The organism is Corynebacterium sp. HMSC06D04, assembly GCF_001807315.1.
GTDB classification, from domain to species: domain Bacteria; phylum Actinomycetota; class Actinomycetes; order Mycobacteriales; family Mycobacteriaceae; genus Corynebacterium; species Corynebacterium simulans.
In genome coordinates, this window is sequence record NZ_KV788561.1 from 141,078 (window position 1) to 161,871 (window position 20,794).

Here is a 20,794-nt window from a genome sequence, read left to right on the forward strand (position 1 = left end):
AAAGGTTTTAAGAGCAGATGAAGAAGTTCCTCGTAGTTGGCTGCGGTGGCTCCGGCGCCAAGACCTTGGCCTTTATCATGGACCAGCTCAAGGCGGAGCTGCGAACCATCGATCCAGACATCACCGAGCTGCCCAAGGCGTGGCAGTTTGTGAACATCGATGTGCCCCTCGAAGAGGAGGCCGGCCCGCAGAAGCTGCCGAACGTTACCCAAAGCGGCGGTCAGTATGTGGGGATCGGCTCACGCCAGCATTACAACCAGTTCGATGCTGGTATCTCTGAAACGTTGGGCCGCTCCGGCAAGCTGGGCGAGATCGCCACGTGGGCTTCGCGTACGCCGCAATCGAATGACACAAAGCTTGCCGACGGCGCCGGCCAGTACCGCGCCATCGGCCGCATCCTGACCCTGCGCCACCTGAAGGACATCCGCAGCGCATTGAACGCGGCGGTGTCTGAGATGTTTACCCAGGAAGCTATCCAGGAGCTCAACGAGCTCAATTACAAGCAGTCGAAGAAGCGCACAGATACTGGTTCCTCCGCGCCGGTTGTGCTGGTTGTTTCCTCCATGGCAGGCGGCGCAGGCGCTTCGATGTTCCTGGATGTCTGCCGCGTTCTGACCACCATCAAGAATCTCGATCCGACCAGCACGCTGGTCTTCATGTACACCCCGGAGATCTTCTCCGACAACAAGGCTGAAGACATGGCCGGCGCATGGCCCAACTCCCTGGCCATGTTCGGCGAGGTCGTTGCATCCCAGATGGGTAACTCCACTGCGCATGACCGCGCCATCTTCGAGGCCTTTGACATGGGCACCCCGCCAGAGGGCCCGACTTTTGGCCGAATCTTTCCCATCGGTTCCAAGATGGGCACCACCGGCTCCCGCTTTGGCGATGGCTCCGCGATGTCGATCTACCGAGGCCTAGGCCGCGCGCTGGCCGGTTTGATGGCCTCGACTCGTGCGTCTGACAACCTGGTCTCTTATGCGTTGACCAACACCCCATCCGGTGACGGCGGCCGCCGTTTCTTCGGTTGGGACCGTGATCAGTCCCAGGGCGGTACCCCGTGGGCTCGCCTGCCGTGGGGTTCGCTGGGTTATGCGCAGATTTCCATGGGCCGCGATCGCTTCGCCGAGTATTCCGCGCAGCGCCTGGCCCGTAGCTCCTTTGAGCGTCTGCTCAACGGACATCTCGATAAGGCCAACCCAGAGGCCGGCGAGATGCAGATTGCAAAGCGCCTTGATGAGCGCCTGCCGGGCCGCTTCCAAGACATGATGTTGGATCCGAGCTGGGCGATGGGCGGACCTATCGATCCGAACTCCGCGTATAACTGGCTGAACACCGTATTCGGCGGCATGGGCCAGCCAGCTGCCGAAAACGCAGCGCGCAGCCTGCGTAATTTCATCCCGGTAGGGGAAGGGCGCAACGTTAACGAGTGGCGCGCAGAGCTCATGCAGAACCTGAGCGATCCACAGAACCAGCAGTACATCGCGGGAATGCTCCAACAGGCGGCGTATGACACCACCTATCGCTTCGCTAACTTCTTCTCAGACAAGGTCTTGAGCACGGTCGAGGGCGAGTTGGCGGCAGTGGGCCTGCCTTATGTTCGCGAGATGCTCGATCGCGTCAAGGACGTCTTGGCCAGCGGCGACCGCCTGCAGCCGCAGCTTAATGAGTTCTCTAATTCCTTCCAGAACTTCGCCGTGCTTGCGCTTCCGCAAGGCGCGGAGCCGATCCTTAGCCCGCTGACCGGCAAGGGTCAGATGACGGATCCAACGCCGACTGTCAACGCTCTACTGGGCCTTTATCACCAGCAGTTCTATCACTACTTCCTGTTGGCTACGGCGCATATTCTGCAGGACGTTCTGCAGGATTACGTCGACGAGAACCTCTTCCATCTGCAGCGTGAGCTTGGCGACGCCCATAAGGTGCTCGAGAAGGCAGCACAGTCACGCCCGGAGACCAACAAGCTGGCAGACGTTCGCACCAACGAGGTCAACGCCTGGCCGGAGGAAGTAGACGAGGTCGTTGAGTCCCGCTTCAAGGGCGCGGAAAACGAAATCATGTTGACCGACGTCAACGCGTTTATCACCGACTACCAAACCCAGATGTTGCGCACCATTCAGGGCCAGCAGTCCACTGCCGATGTGCAACATTACGATCAGGCTTACCCATTCGCGGTGCGTGCGGTCATTCGCGGCGAGTGGGATTCGCTGGATGCCAACAAGGCACCGCGGGATACGCTGGCGCCGCAGAAGCGCACCAACGATGAATACAGCAACCGTGCAGGTTGGGTATCCAAGCACCTGTCGCAGCATCCGCAGACCGGGGAGCGTCGCGAGTCCCAGCGCGCACAGTACCGTTCGCGCATTCGCCCGGCAGATCTGCTGGAGCGCTCCCGTGCGTGGATTAACCGCCGCGACTATGAGTTCTACAAGTTCAACTCCGTGGATCTGCGCAGTTACCTGATGCTGACCCCGGATATCAACGAGGTGGAGCACTCCCAGCGCATTGACCGCTTCGTCAACGCCTTCCAGTTGGCGCTGAGCTACGCCCGCCCGTTGGCTGCCGTGTCCAGCGACATGGTCCAGCGCATCCACGGCAAGGACGTGCAGTACACCTACTCCTTCTCTGATATTCCTTTCGAGGCTTTGGGCAGCGAAGAAACCGGCATCGTTCCACGCCTGGGCGAGCTGCTTTCTACGCCTTCTATTGACGAGCCATCGCAGGTGGCGTTGCGTAACTCGCTGAACATGTCCGAGCAGGTACAGCACATCGAGATCTTCGGTTCCTACCCGAACTACTCGCCGATCGTATTTTCTTCCATGTTCGGCTACATCGCCGAGGACATCGATAAGCAAGAAAACTTCGATGGTTCCTACTGGTCGGAGCGTCGTACCCGTCCGCTCGCGGCGGCACTGCCGCTGACTGAGACCGAGCGTCAGGCCATGGTTGCAGGTTGGATCATCGGCCGCATTACCGGCCGCATCCACATCTCCAACCCGGATTCCGATAACGCCGCGGCACATATCTACGACGACACCGCCAATGGCGTAGGCGATTGGGTACCTTTCCCGAACCCGATGCTGATTTCCCCGCGCCGCATGGTTAAGAAGTCCGACTGGATGTCTTCCGTGCTTGAGTCCATCTTCATCGCGTACGCGAAGGTACAAAAGAATGGCGCATACGGCTTTGCCTCTTCCTTGTACCCGTACCAGTTGCTGCGCGGGCTTTACGACGACGGCCAGGACTTTGCGCACTCTGGTGCTTCGACGCACCCACTGGTCCACCGTCTGGCGGCCTTCCTGCGTGATGGCACCGTGCCGGGCCGCGGCGTCGTCGGCTCCAGCATCCAGGATCGTTATGAATCCTTCGTTGCGGAGCTCGATAAGTTCGTCCGCGGCGCTGATCACTTCATTCCGGGTGGTATGAATTCTCTGCCGGGCCAAGGCATGGATGACAAGCCATTTGCAAACATTCGCCGCCGCGACGTCGCCTCCGCTACGCCGTACTACCGCGACCTGGCGCCGGACGTCGTCGTCATGGCGCAGCGCATCCGCGATTTGCTGGGCCAGGCAAAGACTGTCGCTGAAACGCCCGATACTTTTGAGGCTCCCGCGAGCCGGGATTCTTCCAGCCAGACCCCGCGCTTTGAGCCTGAATTCAACCTCACCGACTTGGATGACACCTTCTAATGACTAACGTACTGTTCTTTGGACACGGCGCCACGGCCGATGAGATTCGTTCCCGCCTTTTCGACCTGCGAGCTGTTGGCTTGCTGCAGAACTTCATGTGGGTGGACTACACCCAACCGACGTCGGCAGCCGCAGTGCGCTTCTTCGACGCCGAGGGAAACCCACGTATTGCCACTCTCGACGAGTCTCTGCGCAACCACGAAGGCGATATGCTCCTCGTGGTCATCGATACGCTGGATGAAAGTGATTCCTTGCAGCCAGACGCTTTGTCGCGGTGGGCGGCGGCCGTGGATTCGCGCATCGTCCAGGCCTCGAACCAGCGCGTTCGCCTGTTGCTGACCACCTTGCCTTTGCAGCCGGCACACATTGAGCCGCTGCAGGTGTGGGAGAACCTGGTGCTTTCCCCAGAAGAGGGCGGCACTCCTTCCGCTTCGCATATTCGCCCCATCATGCGCAGCGAAGATGGCTTTGCCTTGGCACAGTTCGCAGCTCCTGCCGTGGCATCCATCTTCGGCCTGTGGCGCGGAATGCAGGAGGCAGCTGTATTCGAGGCCGAATCGGGCCGGCTGATGGAAACCGGCAACTGGGAAAACTTCCGTCTCGTGCGTGCTTTCCACCGCACTATCGATGCCAGCGAGGTCGAAAATGAGGTCAAGGACCGAGTATTCAATCCGAATAATCGCCTGCCGCGTACCCGCGTGAATAACACCAGCTACACCGAGCACGCTACCGATCCGAACGCGCTTACGCAGCACTACGCGGATACTCTCTTTCACGCTTTTGGTGGCAGCCTGATTTCCCAGGAAATCCCGCTGGAGACCCCGAAGACGCAGAAGATCGGCGCGTGGGCTGCGCTGCGCGATAACCTGCGCCTGTACTGGGCCACCGTCATCGGCAAGCCGCAGGATTGGGTCAACGACCGGCGCGGTGCCGTAAACAGCGCAACCGCCTCGTTCCTGCAGAATCTTCTCTATGGCCGCAATTCCAACATGGAGGTGGTTTTGGATGGCCATTCCGGCAAGGGCGAGAATGCTGTATCCATCGCACAGATGCAGCAGAAGAATAACCGGACGCTGAATGAAGCCCAGAAGGTCCAATTCGACGTTGGTGATACCCCGCAGCTGGCTGGCATGTGGGAGGCCTATCATGACTTTGCGCTGGGCTTAGTTGATGGCCAGTGGAAGGAAAACGCCAACTTCGCCCCGCCGAAGGGCAATAACCAGGACGTACTCATTGTCCAGCACGGCAAGCAGTCCGTGCCCGATGTCAGCCAATCCTTCCGTGGTTTCCACCCACTGATGAACCGCACGGTGGGCTATGAAAACGAGGCGCAGGCAACGATTGCACCTTTCGATCCACTCGCTGCGGAGAAGTTCGCGGCTGACCTGGAGTGGACTAGCCAGAGCACACAAAACACTGAGATCAACCGTAAAAAGCAGCAATTCGCGGCATGGCGTAACCAGCACCAGGAAACCTTCGCATGGAAGGTCGGCTCTGGTTTGGCCGCAAGCCTGCACTCCGCGCGCCAGCGCGAGGCGCACTTCGAGGACGTCGCCCGCCAGCTCAGCGAGGAAGCCAAGGGCTTTGCCGAGCGTGACTTCAACGCTGAAAACCGCAAGCTGACCACCAAGCTGCGCGCCATGTGGGGCGTGCTAGGCGCGATTTTGCTCGTGCTCATTTACCTGTGCATCTCGCATTACAACAGCGACTTGCGGATCTGGGATTCCATGCCCACCCTGGACTGGAAGTGGACCACCTTCGGCGTCATTGTTTCCATCGCCTTGTTCCTGGTTTGTTCCTGGCTTGCCTTCACCAAGGCGCAGCGCGAAATCTACGATTACGTGCAAAGGCAAAAGCTCAATCGCCAGAACCAGGAGATTGCCGCGCGCAACATCGTGCTCGCAGCGGGAGACATCGACCGCAACATCAATGCATACGGTCAGTTCCTGAGCTGGTCTTCAGTTCTGGGTCGCGCAATCTATGCGCCATTCGGCTTGAAGTCCACCACCAGCGACCACCTGCGCACCCCGGAATCCGGCTTGCCGGATAACGCGCGTATCGGCAAGGCAAAGGTCACCGACGATGAAACCAGCCGCATGGCCGAGGGAATTCGTTCCCACGTTTTCTCTGAGGCCTGGGCTCATAAGTCTTTGCGTGGGCTCGTGGATTACATGAATTCTGTCTTCGAGCGTCACCAGGTGGGCAACGGTTCTATCCAGCCGAGCGCCATGTGGGGCATGCGCGGCCAGTATTCGAAGTCGCCGCTGGACATGATCGCTCGCAACCTGGATCACCCAGCGATGGCGGATCGAGATTTGAAGCCGCAGGTCTGGCACAGTGCGATTACCAATCCACAAATGACGGGCAGCATGCAGCAGTTCCTGTCCAAGGTGACCTTCTTGGACGATAATCGCAGGCAGGAGCAATCCACCCAGCAGTTCATGGCGGGTATGAGCGAAGAAAAGGGCGCTATGCAGGCCTTCAGCAATGAATCGCTGACCACGTTGGGCGCTTCCGATGGATACACCGAGATCGATCCTTCCCGCACTCGCATCATCGAGGTCGATAGCAATACCGCGCTAACCAGCCAGCTTTCGCGTTCTTTGACCGTGGTGCAGTTCGGCCGCATCACCGATTTCAAATACTTGCTGCCAAAGGAAGCGCAGCCGGAGACGGAAGCTGCTTTACCTTCCTTCGCAGATGCGCTCAGTGGACTGGACGAAACCGACCACATGGACTCTTTCAACAATGCTTCGCAGGTGCAGCCGGGCCGCCACAGCGCCGGCGAGGGTTCCACCGGCTTTAGCTTTGGCCGCCACAGTCAGACGCCGTCGCTCGATGACTTGGACGAGACGTTCTAGGAGCAATCACCAAGATGACGCAATCACCCAAGATTACGGATATTCCGCTTTCGCAATTACTCCCGCTGCACGATTTGGAGCAGGTCTCGGCCGAGGACGTGCGTCGGCACATTGCACCGCAGTACGGCGAGTTTGCAGAACAAATCGCGGCGGTATTCAACGGCAGCGCCGTTGCGCATCCGGAACTTAACGCGGCCAATCTCAACCCGCAGCCGCCTGCTCCGGAGCCCCAAACGGGCGCCACCCTATCCTCCTTTGGAACTTCGGAGATCAAAGACATGAGTCCCAAAAAAGAAGACCCACAGTCGCCACAGCCTGGTAACAAGGACATCGACTGGGCAGCGGAGCTTGCCAAGCTCAAGGCCAAGGAGAACGTACGTACCCAGGTCAACGAGGACGATTACACCAACCTGCCGGCAGATGCATTCAGCGCGCCTTATAAGGGCAAGCAGCCAGAGGGTTGGGTAGTGCCTGAGATGCACGCTGTGGTTGAGGTCCCGGAAACCACCGATGCAGCGGCAGAAGCAGAAGAAGATCCTTATGGCTACGAGCAGCCGACAGAGGATAATTCGGACGTTCGCCACCCGGTGCGCATTTGGTGGGAGCCGGTTTCTGCGCAGCCGGGAGAACTGGTTTTCTACCGCGTCGTTGCCGATGACCGAGAGATGATTGCCTCGCCGGAAGCAGGCGAGACATTGATGATCACTCGCGGCACCGCTTACCGCGACATGGATCCGGGTGCGGCCGGTCTGCGCCACTATGCGGTGTGGGCTTATAAAGGAGCCGATCTGGGAGAAGCGATTAGCAGCCAGCCGCTGTTTATGGGCGAGACGGCAGTGGTCTTTCCGCCGGTCAACGTCAAGGTGACCACCATCAAGGGCGCAATCCAGGTCTCTTGGGACTTGCTGGAGGGCCATGAGGCCGCCGTCGTTTATGCATGCAAGGACACCGAGCGCGACTTGCTTTCCCCGCGGTTTGAGCAGGACATCGAAAGCAGTGGGCGTAAGGCCACCATCCGTGTGCAGGAGGCGGGCCAGACCATGGTTGTCTCCTTGCTCGGCCAGGCGCAGTTCCGAGATGGCAGGTTGACCAGCTCGAATGAGACGGTAGTGCAGCATTCGGTGAAGTTAGCCAGTGAGCTAGAGAAGATGTCGCTTACGCGCTGTGAGCGGGAGAATTCCGATGGCCACGACAACATCGAGATTGAGTGGAACTCGCCGAAGACGGGCGAAGTCAAGATTTATCTGACCCCGCACGCCCCACGTCCGGAGCTGCGCACCAAGGCCATCGATAAGTCTTATGTGGAAAACGCGTTTGCCGACGCCGTGACTGAAACGCGAGGCGCAACCCCACCGGATTCCGTGCAGAACACCACGATGCCGTGGCCTTCTGATTGGTACGAGGTTTATGTCACCCCGGTTAACTTCAACGAGGCCGACGCATGGGTCGGTGAGTCGCGCGTTCTGCAGCGTGTGCTGCCCATCGGGGAGGATGAAGTGCGGCTTATCGAGCGCGTGGATAGCCAGTTGATTTCCTTCACCTGGCCGCGCGGCGCCACGATGGTGGAGTGCACGACCAACAGCGGCACTACCACGGTGCGCGAGGAGGAATACGAGTTGCAGGGCGGCATTCGCCTGAAACTCGAGCGCCACAGTGACGTCGTGCGCCTGCGCCCGTTTGCCATGTTTGCGGGTAAAAGAACTGAGGCCCGAGAACAGGTCATTGAATACCCCGGCCTGCGCACGGTGACTTATGACTTCCACTATGACTTCAGCACCCGGCAGCTTGGCGTGTACCTGTCCAGCCTGGACATGGGCGATAGGCGCCCATTTTCTTGCCAGGTGATTTATAACCCGGTGCGCCTGCCGCTGTTTGCTGAGGATGGTGTGCCGTTGAAGCTGTCTGGCATGAACACGGACCGCTACACCAGCCAGGGCCTGCACCAGGGCACTTTTGAGCAGCCTGATTTCATCGTGGACTTAGACCAGCGAACCTGGAACGGCGGCTATGTTCGCCTGTTTGCGGTCGAAGACTTTGCTACGGGTGATTTTTCCGCGCAATCTTTCAACCCTGACTTCGGCCACGACTTCAGCTTGGGCCAGCAGGGCAGCTTCGATTCTGATTCGGCGTCGCAGTTCAATGCCACTGATAGGACGGTCGTGGTAGAAAGCGGCGTCGCCCAGCGCTTGCGCTTTGACCCATTGCCTTCCCCGCAGGATGGCGCGCAGAACTTCCAGCAAGGAGGGCAGTATTAATGGCGGGTGCTTTTAGCTTTGCATCCTTCTCGCGCGGCAACGGTCGGGCAGGCGGCTGGGGAGTGGGCGCAGTAAGCGGGGATATTTCCCAGGAGCAGCTGCAGGAGCTGGTTAGTTTTGTCCCAACGAGCTTGAACAGCGGTGCGCCTATCCCGGACTTTCCTTCGGCTCAGGAGCGCGCGGAGCTGGTGCGCCGCACTGCGGTATTCACGCTGACCGAGGAGGGCGAGCAATGGGTCACCATGGTCTCCGTTCCCGCCGGCATCGACGCCACGGGCCGCGGCGGCAACGTCTTTACCTACACCGCGGTTTCAGACGGGGGAGTGCCGCCCGCACCGGCGGACGTTCTGTATTCGCCGGATGTGCCGACGCCTTTTTCCATCTTTGAAGTGGACAAGGTGGAGATCCCGGAAAAGATTTCGCGTAAAGGTCCGCTTGCTAGCGATGCGCTTATCGACGACTTCTTGGCCGGCGAATTCCGCAGCCCTGCCGCGTTGCCAGCGCCCTTCAAGTCCGTAGTGCCGCATAACGACGCCGCCTATAACGCGCGCTTGGTAGAAGCGATGGCGAAGGTGCTTTCTTCGAAGAAGAAAACTCTCGTCATCTTGGTGGCTCCCGAAAACCAAGCGGCCTTTTGGGTTGCTGCCGCAGCCCGCGAGGTAGGCGAGCTGGGATTCGGATTCTCTACCTTTGAAAAGCCAGCCGCCATAGCTGAGCTTCCACTGGGAACTTCGACCATGGTGGTGGTTCCTGAGTCCGAAAAGTTGCGTCTTTCCGAGCTGACCAAGGCCCGCGCTATTCCTGGCAATCCGGTGATCTTCGAACTGGGCGAGCCACTGCCGGACTTGAGCGCCTACGAGGGCGCTGGGGAAATAGCGTCGGCGCCGACCCCAGCACCGGCAGCAGTAGAGCCAGAGGCGAACTCGCCTTTTGTTGACGAACCCGCACAATCTGTGGCCGAGCCATGGGCTGAGTCGCCGGCCGCAGCTGCCGCAGACTTGTCGGCTGCGTCGCAGGTAAACCCTTTCAGCGAAAGTGCGCAATCTGCGCCACGGGGCGAGGAAAACGGGGCATCGCCAGGCATCGCGCAAACGGAGCCTGCACCGACCGCAGCAGCTGCAGCGGCCCCTGCGGCGCCGGGTGCGAACGCCGTCCTTCCGGGGCTTACCTCAGATGAACTGGAACAGCTGCGAGACTTCGATCCAGCTTGGTGGATGGGTTACCTGGAGAAGCATCGGGGGCGTGCTATTCACTTTGCGCTGCTGCATCCTTCCTGCTTCCCCGAGGGAACGCGGGTCTTTGCGCTGGCGGCAGCATTGGCTTCTTGGGTGAAATATTTTCCGGCCGATTATAACTTCCTAGTTTCGCAGGCTTTGGGCGGCATCGACACGGCGTCGCTGGATCAAGCGCGTGCACTCACTATCGAAAGATTTGCGCCTGTTATCCAGCTTGAGGAACGGCGGAGCGCGGCGACTGGTGAATTAGGACGTTACTTGGGCGGGATTTTTGCAGAAATAATTCGAGCACACGGTTTCACGGAAAGTTAAAGACAATGGCTAAATACACTTTGAAAGACGGGGAATCTCGTCACCTTACAATCACTGACACCATTCGCGTCGAGGCTTTCGAAATCGGTGCGGGTGGCGCGCAGGTTGAACTCGCTATCGTGCCCGAGGGTGTGGATTACACCCGCGTAGATGACCTGCTGCTCATCGTGCATGCGGTTACACAGGATGCGACGATCCAGGTGCGCCCGAAGGGCTTCGGCACCTTTGGTTTGCGCAGCGAGATTCGTTTGAATATCAGCAACGGTGAGGACACCGTGAGCTTCCCGCGCGTGCTTATCGACGGCGCGGAAGATAGCCCCGAGCGTCTCGCCGAGCTGCAGGTTGAGGACCAGCAGCTGCGTCTTTCGGCCTTTGGTTCTTCCGAGGGTGCAGGAATCACCGATTCGGCGCGCGAGGTCCGCTCTAAGATGCGCCGCGCGGCGCTTGATGACGCTGAGCTGGCCGATGCCATCGCGGTTATCGATAGCTCTGCTTCCATGCAGGTCAATACTTCCGATGGTGCTATCGAGCTGGTGGCGAAGTACATCAATGCCCTAGCGGATTCCTTCGCGAACTTCACCGCGACCGATGGGCAGGAACGTACCGCTGGCCATACCGTAAGCGAGCTGCAGAGCTTTATCACTGGTGTTATCGATGCCGGTGCTGACCGCGTGGGGCGCCGCCAGTGGAAGGGACATGACTTACACGAATCTTCCTCGCTGTTTATCTATGTAACCGACAGCCCTACTGCCGCGATGCTAAGCGGTGAAAAGCCCGCCGTGGTGATTGTGGTTAGCCCGATTGCCGAGCAGGAGGTTGAACTCGCTCGCGCAAGTGCAGGCGAGCACCCGGTGGCTTTCGTGGTGATTGACCGAGACGACGTCGATAAGCAGCGCAGCGCATTCAACAGCGATCTTGCGCGCCTATCCGATGAAGCGGCAGCGATGCTCAAGGAGGAGTACTAATGACCAGCACCGCCGCATGCCCGTGGACTTTCCGTCCACTGGAAAAGGGCGCTACCGAAAGCCCTTATAACAACCGCGAGCTGTTGCCGGACTGGACGGAATCCGTGACCCACTGCGTGGCCATGGCCGGTGCACGTAACTCCGGCAAGTCGCTGTATACCGCCGTGATGGTCAAGCAGCTCAAGCAGCTTGCGCACAAGCACGATCACTCCGTGCTGGCGGCCGATGAATCCACGGCGCAGCGCTATGCGGAAAAGTACGAAAATCCGCTCTTTAAGGAAATGCAGAGCATGGAGCCCACCCCGAGCGCCGTGGCCACCGATGCTTATCAGCGTGACCCGCTGATCTTTGATCTGGGCCGTTGGCCAGATGCCGAAGGCGTAATGCGTACCAATTATCTCGTCTTCCGCGACGTTGCCGGCGAGGACCTGGAGAACCTGCCGGAGCGGGAAGAAGACCGCGAGGCGCTGTCCTTCTTCAAGTACGCCGACCTGGTTATCTTCCTGTTTGACCCGCTGCGTGAGCGACAAATCCGGGACTACCTGCACGGACTTGTTCCGGACTTTGGTGAGCTCGGTGCCGAGCCCACGCAGGTGCTGGAAAACCTCATCACGCTGATGGGAACGGAGTGCCCGCCGCCGCTGGCAGTTACCATCTCCAAGTTCGATACGCTGCAGAAACTGGAGCATAACCCGAATACGCCGTGGGCCAAGATCATGGGCAACGCGGGCGCTGCCTTCCGCCGCGATACCGGCTGGAACTTCCACTTCGACGATTCCTACGTCCTGCACCAGGAAGTGGACTCCTTGCTGCGCTACCTGGAAGCCTTCGACCTCATCAACATGGTCGCCAACGTCAGCAAGAACGGATACCGGTACTTCGCGGTCTCCGCTCTAGGCGAGGCGCCGACAGGCCGGCACCTAGCACGCAGTGGCATCGCACCTTTCCGCGTGCTGGACCCAATCCGTACGCTGCTTAGCGGCTACGGCGTATTAGGAAAGGATGTCCAGTGACCTTCGGTACGCCCAACGGAAACCAGCAATTTGGGGTTCCTTCCCAAAGCGGTGCTGGCGGAGCACAGTTTGGTTCCCCAGCGATGCCGGTCAGTGACTACCGCTATGGGCAGGTTGCAGACCAACAGAAGGCGGCGCGCCGGGCCGCCGATATGTCCGCCTGGCGGGCGCCGTGGGCGCTACAGATCGCTGCGCTTTTTGTGCTGGGAATCTCGGCCTACATCGTCTACTACGTATTCGAGCTCGTGGCCTCCGAGCGCGTTCCCGAACACTTGAACCGCATCGAGCGCCTAGCCACTGAGCTGGGCGTGGGGCTTTCACTCGTGGTGCTCGCGCTGTGCGTGCTCATGGTCTATACGCTGCATGCCCAGCACAAAGCGCGAATCTGGCTGACGGTCATCCTTGCCATTGTGGTGTTGATGCTCGTGTTGCCACATGTCTGGCCCATTTCCTTGGCAGCAATGGTAACCATCGTGCTGCTGTGGCTACCAGGCAACAAGGAATGGTTCGGCTTTAAGCCTTCTTAGCCAATGCCGCGAGTGCCTCCTGATTGTTCGCCGTATTAAACAGCTCATAGGCCACGCGGTACTTCTCACGTGCGGTGACAGTATCGTTCGCGGAGGTATAGCGATCCCCCAAGAGCTCAACGACTTCAGCCAAGGCGTTGAAATCTAGGGGGCTGCGCGCCGAGGCGATGGGGTGGCGGCTTAGAAAGTCCATCAGGACCTGGGTGGACTTAAACATGTTTTCTGCCTCCGTGCGCAGCGTCTCGGAGAACAAGACGGTCCAGCGTGCGGCGATGGGCAGCTCCGTGTACTTGAGTGCGTTGACGTACCGTGAAGCCAAGATGTCGTGCGCTTCATCGCGGTCATTGTCGATGAGGAAGACCTCGACCTTGCGCAGCAGCATTTCTAGCTCGCGGGCTTCATTGCCGTTGCGGGAGTATTCCTTAGCCGCAAGGCCGTAGAAATCAGCTGCGGTTTCGCTCGTGGTATCGGTATTGTTTCGTGCCGCGTCAGCGTAAAAGCGTGCCAGCATTCCCGCAGGCAGCGTGGCATATTCGGGGCTGAGGTGGTACTTTCGCAGGATCTCGTTGCTCTTGTTCGCCACGTGGCTGCGCGTCGCGAAGGAAGGGCACGCCCACAGCGCGCCTACAGCGGATTCGAGGAGGATAGACAGCGCCTTCGCGAGGGCGGTGCTAGGGTTCGGCGCCGCGCTGATCGGGGAGGCCGGAAGCGAGTCTTCCTCGCTGAACGCAGCGAGCTGGACTTGGCGGTTGATGTCGACGAATTCCTCGCTGTGCTCTTTGGCGTTCTCACGCTTGGCAATCTCGAGGCGGTCACGCAGCTCGTTTAGCTGCTCTTCGAGGGTGCCGGTTCGCTCGCGCTCTTCCGGTTCCTCTGGCTCTAGCTCTGCTGTTTCTTCTGCTTCGGCTGCTTGTGCTTGCTGGGCGGCTAGTGCTTCCTCGGCGGCGCGCTCTTGCTCGGCGATGTTCTGCAGCTTTATCAGTTGGGCGTCGTCTCCTGCCTGGGCAGCTTTCTTGGCGTATGCCCATGCCTTCTCGGAGTCTTGCAAAGCATCGTAGTAAAGGGACGCGAGCCTAAAGCCGCGGCTGGTGATGGCCGGATTACCAGCTAAGGCGCCGAGGCTTGCGATGTGCAGCGCGGACTGGGCCGCTGCGGGAGAGGACGGGTCCTGCCAGATAAGCAGGAGCATGAATGCATTGAGCAGGTCAGCGGTAGGCGTTACGTCCTCAGCTGAGCCCACGAATTTATCGTCACCGATGACTTGGCTTAAAAGTGCGCCGATTTCCTTTAATTCCGCTGCGGGAAAAGCGGTGTCGTTGTCGTAGCTTTTCGCAATATCCAAAAGCGCGGTGGCACGTTGAGCATCGAGAATAGGGTAAGTCACATCGGTAGGCATGGGGCAGATTTTAGTGCAGGAACATATAAATTTCGCTCGTACACTAGATTCCATGGATTCTCACACCCACGCTGGACGCTACGCCCCGAGCCCTTCGGGGGATCTCCACTTCGGAAACCTCCGCACAGCCCTTCTGGCATGGCTTTTTGCGCGTTCTTCAGGGCGGCGCTTTGTGGTGCGAATCGAGGACATCGATAAGCAGCGCTCCTCGCTTGATGCAGCGCAGCGCCAATTGGAAGATCTGGCCACGCTCGGAATCGACTGGGATGGCGAGGTCATCTACCAGCAGGATAGGGAAGCCGCCTACAGCGCGGCCTTGGAGAAGCTGCAGTACTATGAGTGCTTCTGTTCGCGCAAAGACATTCAGGAAGCCGCGCGCGCCCCGCATGCCATCCCCGGGCAGTATCCGGGCACCTGCCGCTATCTTGATGAGGGAACCAAAGCGCAAAAACGCGGCGAGCTTGCCGCGCAAAGCCGCGTGCCATCGCTGCGGCTGCGTGCGGAAACAAATCAGTTCACCATCCAGGACAAGCTGCATGGCAATTACACAGGCGACGTCGACGATTTCATCTTGCGGCGCGGCGGCCAGGTTACCGATATTGATAATCCAAAGACGGACTGGGCTTATAACTTGGCGGTGGTGGTAGACGATATCTACCAAGGAGTCGACCAGGTAGTCCGCGGCGATGATTTGTTGAGCTCCGCCCCGCGGCAGGCTTATCTCGCGAGCTTGCTGGGCCAGTCGGCGCCAGAGTTTGTTCACGTTCCCTTGGTTCTCAACGCGGAAGGCAAGCGCTTGTCCAAACGGGATGGTGCGGTAACGCTGCGCCAGTTGCTGGAGTTTTATACCCCGGAGCAGGTGGTGGGGCAGATGGCGCATTCGCTGGGCTATACGGCAGCAAGCGCTCACGAGCTACTGGAAAAGTTTCAGCCGGAGGCGCTGAGCACTCAGCCTTATGAGTGGAGCGATGGGCGCCGAGGTGCCGCACAGGACTAATACCGGCCAGACTATTGTTTAAAGGGTAAGCTACAAGGGGCAGAGTCGGCGCGTATGTGGAGTGAGTTTTGTGGAAGTACTGCTAGTACTCATTGGTTTGATGTTGTTGACCGTGATTGTGGTGGCAGTCGGGGATAAGACCGGGCTTCCCTGGCCGGCTTTGCTTTCCATTCTGGCGGCACTGTCCATGTTCATTCCGAGGCTGCCGGACTTTGAGATTCCAACCGATCTCATCCTGCCCGTCTTCCTGCCGCCTTTGCTGTGGGCACTGGCGCGTAGAACCTCCTGGGGTGTAATCCGCGAGCAATGGGTGACTATCTTGAGCTTGTCCGTGCTCTTGGTGGTTGCCACCACGCTGACCGTGGGCATGACTGCCTATGCCTTCTTGCCTGGAGTCAGCCTGGCGGGTGCGATTCTCATCGGCGCTGCTATCGCGCCGCCTGACCCAGTTGCGGTGGAAGCAGTGGCTGAGCCCGCGGGTATCCCGCGCCGCATTATTTCCACGCTGCAGACTGAAGGCCTGTTCAACGACGCGGCATCGATTGTGGCTTTCCACCTCGCACTCGTGGCGGTGACCGATGATTCCACCATGACCTGGGGGAATGCTATCTTGAACTTCCTCTACTCGGCAGCAGTGGCGGGTGTGCTGGGCTGGGGCAGCGGACGCCTTGCCTCCATGTTCATCGCGCGAGTTCATGAAGTGGTTGCCCGCAATGCGCTTACCTGGGTGATTCCCTTCGCCGTCTATGTAGTTGCGGAAGAACTCCATGCTTCTGGTGTTATTGCAGTCGTTATCGCCGCGGTGGAGCTGCATTCGCGCGCGTCGATTCAGGCCGAAGACCGACTTTCCGGTCAATCCTTCTGGGAGACCATCGAGCTGCTGTTTACGGGCGTGGCCTTTGGCCTTATCGGCATGACCGTTAACAGTGCGGTACACGAGGCGGGCACCAACCTGGGGCATTCGATCATCGTTGGCGTGCTGCTTTCCCTCGTGGCCTTTGTAGTTCGGCTGCTATGGATGTGGCTTTTCTACCGCATCAATCTGCGGCGCGGAAAGCCACGCCTTGCACCGCTGCGCTTGCAGGAAGTGCTGCTTATGGCTTGGTCTGGCATGCGTGGCCTGGTCACCCTCGCGCTGGTTTTGTCCATACCGAGCGATGCCATTGCCTATAGTGATGAACTTTCCGTTATCGCGCTGACCGTTCTGGTGATGACCATGGTGCTGCCAGGTCTCCTGCTGCCGTGGCTCATGCGTCAGCTGGATCTGACCACGTATTCACAGGCAGCTTCTGACAAAATGCGCGCGGAAATCACCAAGCGTGCGCGCAAAGCTGGCGTGGCTTCGATGCGGAGGAAATACAAAGAATTGGACCCAGAGATTGCCGCCAATATCTCGCAGTGGTTTGAGGATCGCCTTGGTGAAGACGAGGACGGCGACGATGCCAGCACCCGTCTGCAAAAGGCGATCAAAGCTCGCGACGTCGCGCTGGCGGCGCGCCGGGTTGCCTTGGCAGGCGCCCAACAGGAGCTGCTTCGCCTGCGCCGTGACCGCAACTTCAACCCGATGATCGTGGATGAAGTACTCGAGGAAGTAGACCGCATGACCCTGGGAACCAAGGCCCACTAGGCTGGGGCCACAAGGAGTAAAAACATGAATGCACTCGAATATGCCCAGCTGGAAGACAGTATGGATTATCTGTACGACTTCTTCGACGAGGACCTAGAAGCCCGCGTGCGCGCCGAGCGTGAATACCTGCCGGAGTCTCTGCAGGACTTGCTGGGGGATCACAGTGTGCTGGACTATATCTGGCTGTGGATTAAGGAGCCGGGCAAAAACGGTTTCAAGGCCTATCTGCGCGATGGCGGCTACTCGGAAGCAGAAGTAGAAGAGGCTTTTGTGTGGACCCGCAATGAGTGGGGCCACAACACCCCACCTCATATTGAATGGTTAAAGGCCGATGGCTACGAGCCACCGGCCTTCTAACGAGCGCTTTTAAGAAGCTTCTTATTGCGTGGGCTGAGAGTCCACGGCCACGATCTGCTTGTCCGGCTTGGAGCCGTCAGCAGGGAATGCCTTGGCGATTGCCTTGGAGAAGTACTCCGCGCGCTTCTCGTTGCCACCGGTGTTGTAGTGGACGTCATCGCCCTCCAAGAACCACTCGGTCCGGGCATCGGCAGCCCAGTCATAGACCACCAAGTTCGGGTAACGGTCACGCGCTTTGAGCAGGGCCTCGTTGAAAGGCGCCATGTTGGCGTTGGCGTAAGCACCGGAATCCAGGTTGGTCTTGGCAGTCGGCCACATCACGCGGGCTTTGCCAAGCACCTGCATGATCTGGTCCACACGCCAGTCTTCCTCGCCGGAACCGCCCACGGCGCGGTTTGCGGCGTCGTTCACACCAGCGCCGATGACCCAGCAATCGCCCTCGCCGTAGCCCTGCCGTAACAGCTGATTAACGGAATCGAGGATGGTTGGATCCCCCTCGAGGGCCTCAACGGTGGAGCGGGCGCCGGTGACGTCCGCGACGACTTCTTGAGCGCCGACGTTCTTGTAGGTCACCTGGGCATTGAGCGAAGGATCGGAGACGTAGTCATCGGAGAACATGCCGATGGAGGTGGAGTCACCGACGTGGATGATGGTGGTGCAGCGCGTCTTGCCCTTCTGGTTCGGATCTGGGGCAGCGGAGCTCGGGGCCGCGCTAGAAGACGCATGAGGTGCTGGCGCCGCAGCCGCGGTGTCCTTCTTGGGTCCGCCTCCACCGACCTTCAAGCCCATCTGCTGGGAGCCTGGGGTTTCTTCCTGGCCCAGTGAATCGTTCCATGCGGCCGGAATGCCCATTGCAATCACGGCCGCCATAAGCGTGGCTGGAACGGTAAGGCCAAGGCGCGGCATGCCGATGCTCTTGCGCTTCGCCCACCAATTCTTCACCGGCTCGACGACGCCGTTGCGGCGGATCGGGTCCTCAACTAACGCCCAAGAAATGGCCGCGAGGAGGATGGAGATCACGGTGACCAAGATGGGGTGCGCTACGGACCAGTCTGGAATGAACACGATGGCGGGCAGGTGCCAGAGGTAGATACCGTAGGAACGCTCACCGATCCAGCGCAGTGGTGCCAGCGCGAAGAAGCGCGAGAGGAGGCTGTGCTGATCCAGGGCCGCGGCGATGACCGCGACGGTGGCGATGGAAAGAGCGATAAGGCCCCAGTTGTATAGGTGCGGCGAGTAGTCCGGCAGCAACCAGAAGAGCAGGCCAATACCAACCAGACCGAGAATGGAAGCCGGGATGGTAAGTGCCCGCGGCGGGATACGGTAGCCGCGCTGCTTGGTCAGTGCGATAGCGAGGGCAGCGCCAAGCAGAATCCCGCCGGCACGGGTATCGGTGCCCTCGTAGACGCGGGTGGCATCGGCGCCGGTGTTGAACAGGAAGGCCATCCACCCGAAGGACAGTGCGGCAAGCACCAGCGTGGAAATAAGAAGCGGCTTGCGCTTGCCACGGGTGAGCTTGAGCAGCACAAACAACACCAGCGGCCAGAATAGGTAGAACTGCTCTTCCACCGACAGCGACCACATGTGGTCCAGCGGTGCGTGGCCGGCAAAGCGGTCAAAGTAGGACTGGCCCTCCAAGATGACATGCCAGTTGTTGACGTAGAACAGCGCGCTGAGCGCATGGCCGCTGGTCTCGCCGAGCTTGGGGAGATCGAAGAAGATCGTCAGCAATACTACGGCGACCAGCATGAGAACGACTGCCGGCACGAGGCGACGGAAGCGGCGCAGCCAGAAGGTAGGCAGGCCAAGGCCCTTGCCGCGCAGGTGGCTGCGCATAAGGTTGGCAGTAATGAGGTAGCCAGAGAGCGTAAAGAACATACCGACGCCCAAGTAGCCGCCGGGCAGCCAGGCCGGGTCTAGGTGATACGCCACGACGCTGAGCACAGCGATGGTACGCAGGCCGTCGATTGCGGGCACGTAAGAGGTATGTGAATCAACCGGTCTTGGCATCCGGAATTCTCCTATAGGGAAACATCAATCAAGGGGGCGGAAACGGACATCTCTCGCGCTGCTTTAAAAAATGAAGGGCAGTCACAGCGCAAAGCTCCACTTACTCTAAACCCTTGTCTCGACATGTTTGGCTCTTGGGGGAGAATATTCCCCACGGTGTGGGGGTTGCGGGGTGAGTAAAAGCTTTATGTAGTTCTTTAGGCCTCGTATATATGGTGAGTGACATATTTAACAAAGTGGTTTAAAGGTGGTCTATAGATCGCGGTGTTGAAAGGCTGTGCCTTTTGCGTGCTAAGGCGAGTCTCGAAAGCGTAAGTGATAGTGCGGGTTCCGTTTAGGCCGAGAAGCTCGGGAAATAACTCCGATGTCCCAAGTTTGCTCAAGCCCTCGTCCGGGGAAGGAAAGCTGTATAAAACCGTCGGCCCGCAGCTTGAAATGAATAGTTTCTAAAATGAACTACTTTCGTTCGTTGAACAATAAAGGTGCTGGTTAACGCCATGTCCGAAAGCTTAAGTAGTATGTTCAGCGTGCGTTATGCTTGGCAAATTTTTCTAAGAGATATTGCCCGTCTTGGGCGCACCAAAAAGTCGTGGATCATTCTCATCGGTTTGGTCATTACGCCCGCGCTTTATTCGTGGGTCAACATCGCGGCATTCTGGGACCCATACGGAGCAACCGAAAATATTAAGGTCGCCGTTGTCAATGAGGACAAGGGCGGATCTTCTGATGTCACCGGTCATATCGACGTCGGCAAGCAAGTCACGGAGCAGCTGCACGACAATCACCAGCTGGGCTGGCAATTCCTTGACGCTGAAGAAGCCGAGCGCTCCTTGGAGCGCGGGGAGACCTTCGCCACGGTGACCATCCCGGAGAATTTCAGCTCGGATCTTCTAGGCGCGCTGCATGGCCAATATGCGCAGCCAACGTTGGAGTACCGCGTCAATGAGAAGGCCAGCGCAATCGCGCCCAAGATCACCGACAGCGCCGCATCTAGCTTGGACGAGCAGATCACCTCTGCATTCAAGCAGCAGGTGGCAGAGGCAGCGGCCTCCTCGGTGCGCGATGAGGGCAATAAGTTCGAAGACCGGCTGCAGCGCTCTCGCCAGAGTTCGGAGGGTGCCTTCGACAAGGCGGCTAATAACATCGAGTCCGCGCGTGCGGATTTGCGTGAGGTTGGCGATAAGCTTGGCAACTCGCAGGTCAAGATGCAAAATGCCAAGCAGACGGTGCGCGATGTTGAGCAGGCTATGACGGATGCACAAGCCGCACTTGGCGACGTCCAGGATGTCATCGCCAGCGCACAAGGCGACGTCACCGGCTATACCGATTCCCTGACCTCGGCTTTCGTCGAGGGCTCAACCGGCGTCGCGCAAGGGACCGCGCGGGCCCAGGAATCCGTCGCGGATATTACTGCGCAGCTCGACCAAGCAAACTCCCGTTTTGACTCCGCGACCCAGCAAACCAACGATGCTATTGCCGCCGGGGATGAATCCATCCGGCAGCTGCGCGATGTCGTTAATTCGCCCGCCGTAGCTCCGGGTGTGGCGGGG

The 20,794-nt window shown here is 59.2% G+C and carries 13 protein-coding genes; 11 read left to right on the forward strand and 2 right to left on the reverse strand.

Features of this window, described 5'->3' with window-relative positions:
* Nucleotides 1-17: 17 nt before the first annotated feature.
* Genes HMPREF3155_RS11695 through HMPREF3155_RS11725 form a run of 7 tightly spaced genes read left to right on the forward strand, consistent with a single transcriptional unit; the run spans nucleotide 18 to nucleotide 12,857 of the window.
* Nucleotides 18-3,689 (forward strand): tubulin-like doman-containing protein, encoded by a 3,672-nt coding sequence (locus HMPREF3155_RS11695; protein ID WP_070433389.1) that lies wholly within the window; start codon nucleotides 18-20, stop codon nucleotides 3,687-3,689.
* A complete protein-coding gene (locus HMPREF3155_RS11700) occupies nucleotides 3,689-6,550 on the forward strand; it encodes a hypothetical protein (RefSeq protein WP_061920073.1) in 2,862 nt (953 codons plus the stop codon). The genes HMPREF3155_RS11695 and HMPREF3155_RS11700 overlap by 1 nt, the downstream gene beginning before the upstream one ends.
* A 14-nt stretch (nucleotides 6,551-6,564) precedes the next feature.
* A complete protein-coding gene (locus tag HMPREF3155_RS11705) occupies nucleotides 6,565-8,805 on the forward strand; it encodes a SaeA-related protein (RefSeq protein ID WP_061920076.1) in 2,241 nt (746 codons plus the stop codon).
* The gene (locus tag HMPREF3155_RS11710; RefSeq protein ID WP_070433390.1) at nucleotides 8,805-10,352 is read left to right on the forward strand and encodes a GAP1-N2 domain-containing protein; all 1,548 of its coding nucleotides are present in this window, start codon (nucleotides 8,805-8,807) and stop codon (nucleotides 10,350-10,352) included. The genes HMPREF3155_RS11705 and HMPREF3155_RS11710 overlap by 1 nt, the downstream gene beginning before the upstream one ends.
* 5 nt (nucleotides 10,353-10,357) lie before the next feature.
* Entirely contained in the window at nucleotides 10,358-11,317 is a 960-nt protein-coding gene (locus HMPREF3155_RS11715) for an apurinic/apyrimidinic endonuclease family protein (RefSeq protein WP_070433391.1), read from the forward strand.
* Complete coding sequence (locus HMPREF3155_RS11720; protein ID WP_070433392.1) at nucleotides 11,317-12,330, forward strand: TRAFAC clade GTPase domain-containing protein; 1,014 nt, start codon at nucleotides 11,317-11,319, stop codon at nucleotides 12,328-12,330. Before HMPREF3155_RS11715 ends, HMPREF3155_RS11720 begins: the two co-directional genes overlap by 1 nt.
* Nucleotides 12,327-12,857: a hypothetical protein gene (locus HMPREF3155_RS11725; RefSeq protein WP_235590978.1), complete on the forward strand. Its 531-nt coding sequence runs from the start codon at nucleotides 12,327-12,329 to the stop codon at nucleotides 12,855-12,857. Before HMPREF3155_RS11720 ends, HMPREF3155_RS11725 begins: the two co-directional genes overlap by 4 nt.
* Here the strand turns inward: HMPREF3155_RS11725 and HMPREF3155_RS11730 are convergent.
* Complete coding sequence (locus HMPREF3155_RS11730; RefSeq protein WP_070433393.1) at nucleotides 12,844-14,253, reverse strand: hypothetical protein; 1,410 nt, start codon at nucleotides 14,251-14,253, stop codon at nucleotides 12,844-12,846. The genes HMPREF3155_RS11725 and HMPREF3155_RS11730 overlap by 14 nt on opposite strands.
* 52 nt (nucleotides 14,254-14,305) lie before the next feature.
* On the opposite strand from HMPREF3155_RS11730, the gene gluQRS reads away from it, so the two are divergent.
* The 3 genes from gluQRS (at nucleotide 14,306) to HMPREF3155_RS11745 (ending at nucleotide 17,234) form a co-directional block, all read left to right on the forward strand.
* Nucleotides 14,306-15,250 (forward strand): tRNA glutamyl-Q(34) synthetase GluQRS, encoded by a 945-nt coding sequence (gluQRS, locus tag HMPREF3155_RS11735; protein WP_070433394.1) that lies wholly within the window; start codon nucleotides 14,306-14,308, stop codon nucleotides 15,248-15,250.
* Nucleotides 15,251-15,320: 70 nt separating this feature from the next.
* Nucleotides 15,321-16,877: a cation:proton antiporter gene (locus HMPREF3155_RS11740; RefSeq protein ID WP_070433395.1), complete on the forward strand. Its 1,557-nt coding sequence runs from the start codon at nucleotides 15,321-15,323 to the stop codon at nucleotides 16,875-16,877.
* Between the two features lie 24 nt (nucleotides 16,878-16,901).
* On the forward strand, nucleotides 16,902-17,234 hold the full coding sequence (locus HMPREF3155_RS11745) for a hypothetical protein (RefSeq protein WP_061920092.1): 333 nt from the start codon (nucleotides 16,902-16,904) through the stop codon (nucleotides 17,232-17,234).
* A 21-nt stretch (nucleotides 17,235-17,255) separates the two neighbouring features.
* On the opposite strand, the gene HMPREF3155_RS11750 is transcribed toward HMPREF3155_RS11745, so the two are convergent.
* Nucleotides 17,256-19,244, reverse strand: coding sequence for an acyltransferase family protein (locus tag HMPREF3155_RS11750; RefSeq protein ID WP_070433396.1), 1,989 nt, complete (start codon nucleotides 19,242-19,244; stop codon nucleotides 17,256-17,258).
* A 518-nt stretch (nucleotides 19,245-19,762) separates the two neighbouring features.
* On the opposite strand from HMPREF3155_RS11750, the gene HMPREF3155_RS13340 reads away from it, so the two are divergent.
* Nucleotides 19,763-20,794: YhgE/Pip domain-containing protein (locus HMPREF3155_RS13340; protein ID WP_246817734.1), on the forward strand; the 1,032-nt coding region annotated here is incomplete at its 3' end.

Bases quoted from the DNA above. Each gene is read 5' to 3' on its own strand.
- HMPREF3155_RS11695 (WP_070433389.1), top strand. From the start codon at position 18: ATGAAGAAGTTCCTCGTAGTTGGCTGCGGTGGCTCCGGCGCCAAGACC.
- HMPREF3155_RS11700 (WP_061920073.1), top strand. From the start codon at position 3,689: ATGACTAACGTACTGTTCTTTGGACACGGCGCCACGGCCGATGAGATT.
- HMPREF3155_RS11705 (WP_061920076.1), top strand. From the start codon at position 6,565: ATGACGCAATCACCCAAGATTACGGATATTCCGCTTTCGCAATTACTC.
- HMPREF3155_RS11710 (WP_070433390.1), top strand. From the start codon at position 8,805: ATGGCGGGTGCTTTTAGCTTTGCATCCTTCTCGCGCGGCAACGGTCGG.
- HMPREF3155_RS11715 (WP_070433391.1), top strand. From the start codon at position 10,358: ATGGCTAAATACACTTTGAAAGACGGGGAATCTCGTCACCTTACAATC.
- HMPREF3155_RS11720 (WP_070433392.1), top strand. From the start codon at position 11,317: ATGACCAGCACCGCCGCATGCCCGTGGACTTTCCGTCCACTGGAAAAG.
- HMPREF3155_RS11730 (WP_070433393.1), bottom strand. From the start codon at position 14,253: ATGCCTACCGATGTGACTTACCCTATTCTCGATGCTCAACGTGCCACC.
- gluQRS (WP_070433394.1), top strand. From the start codon at position 14,306: ATGGATTCTCACACCCACGCTGGACGCTACGCCCCGAGCCCTTCGGGG.
- HMPREF3155_RS11745 (WP_061920092.1), top strand. From the start codon at position 16,902: ATGAATGCACTCGAATATGCCCAGCTGGAAGACAGTATGGATTATCTG.
- HMPREF3155_RS11750 (WP_070433396.1), bottom strand. From the start codon at position 19,244: ATGCCAAGACCGGTTGATTCACATACCTCTTACGTGCCCGCAATCGAC.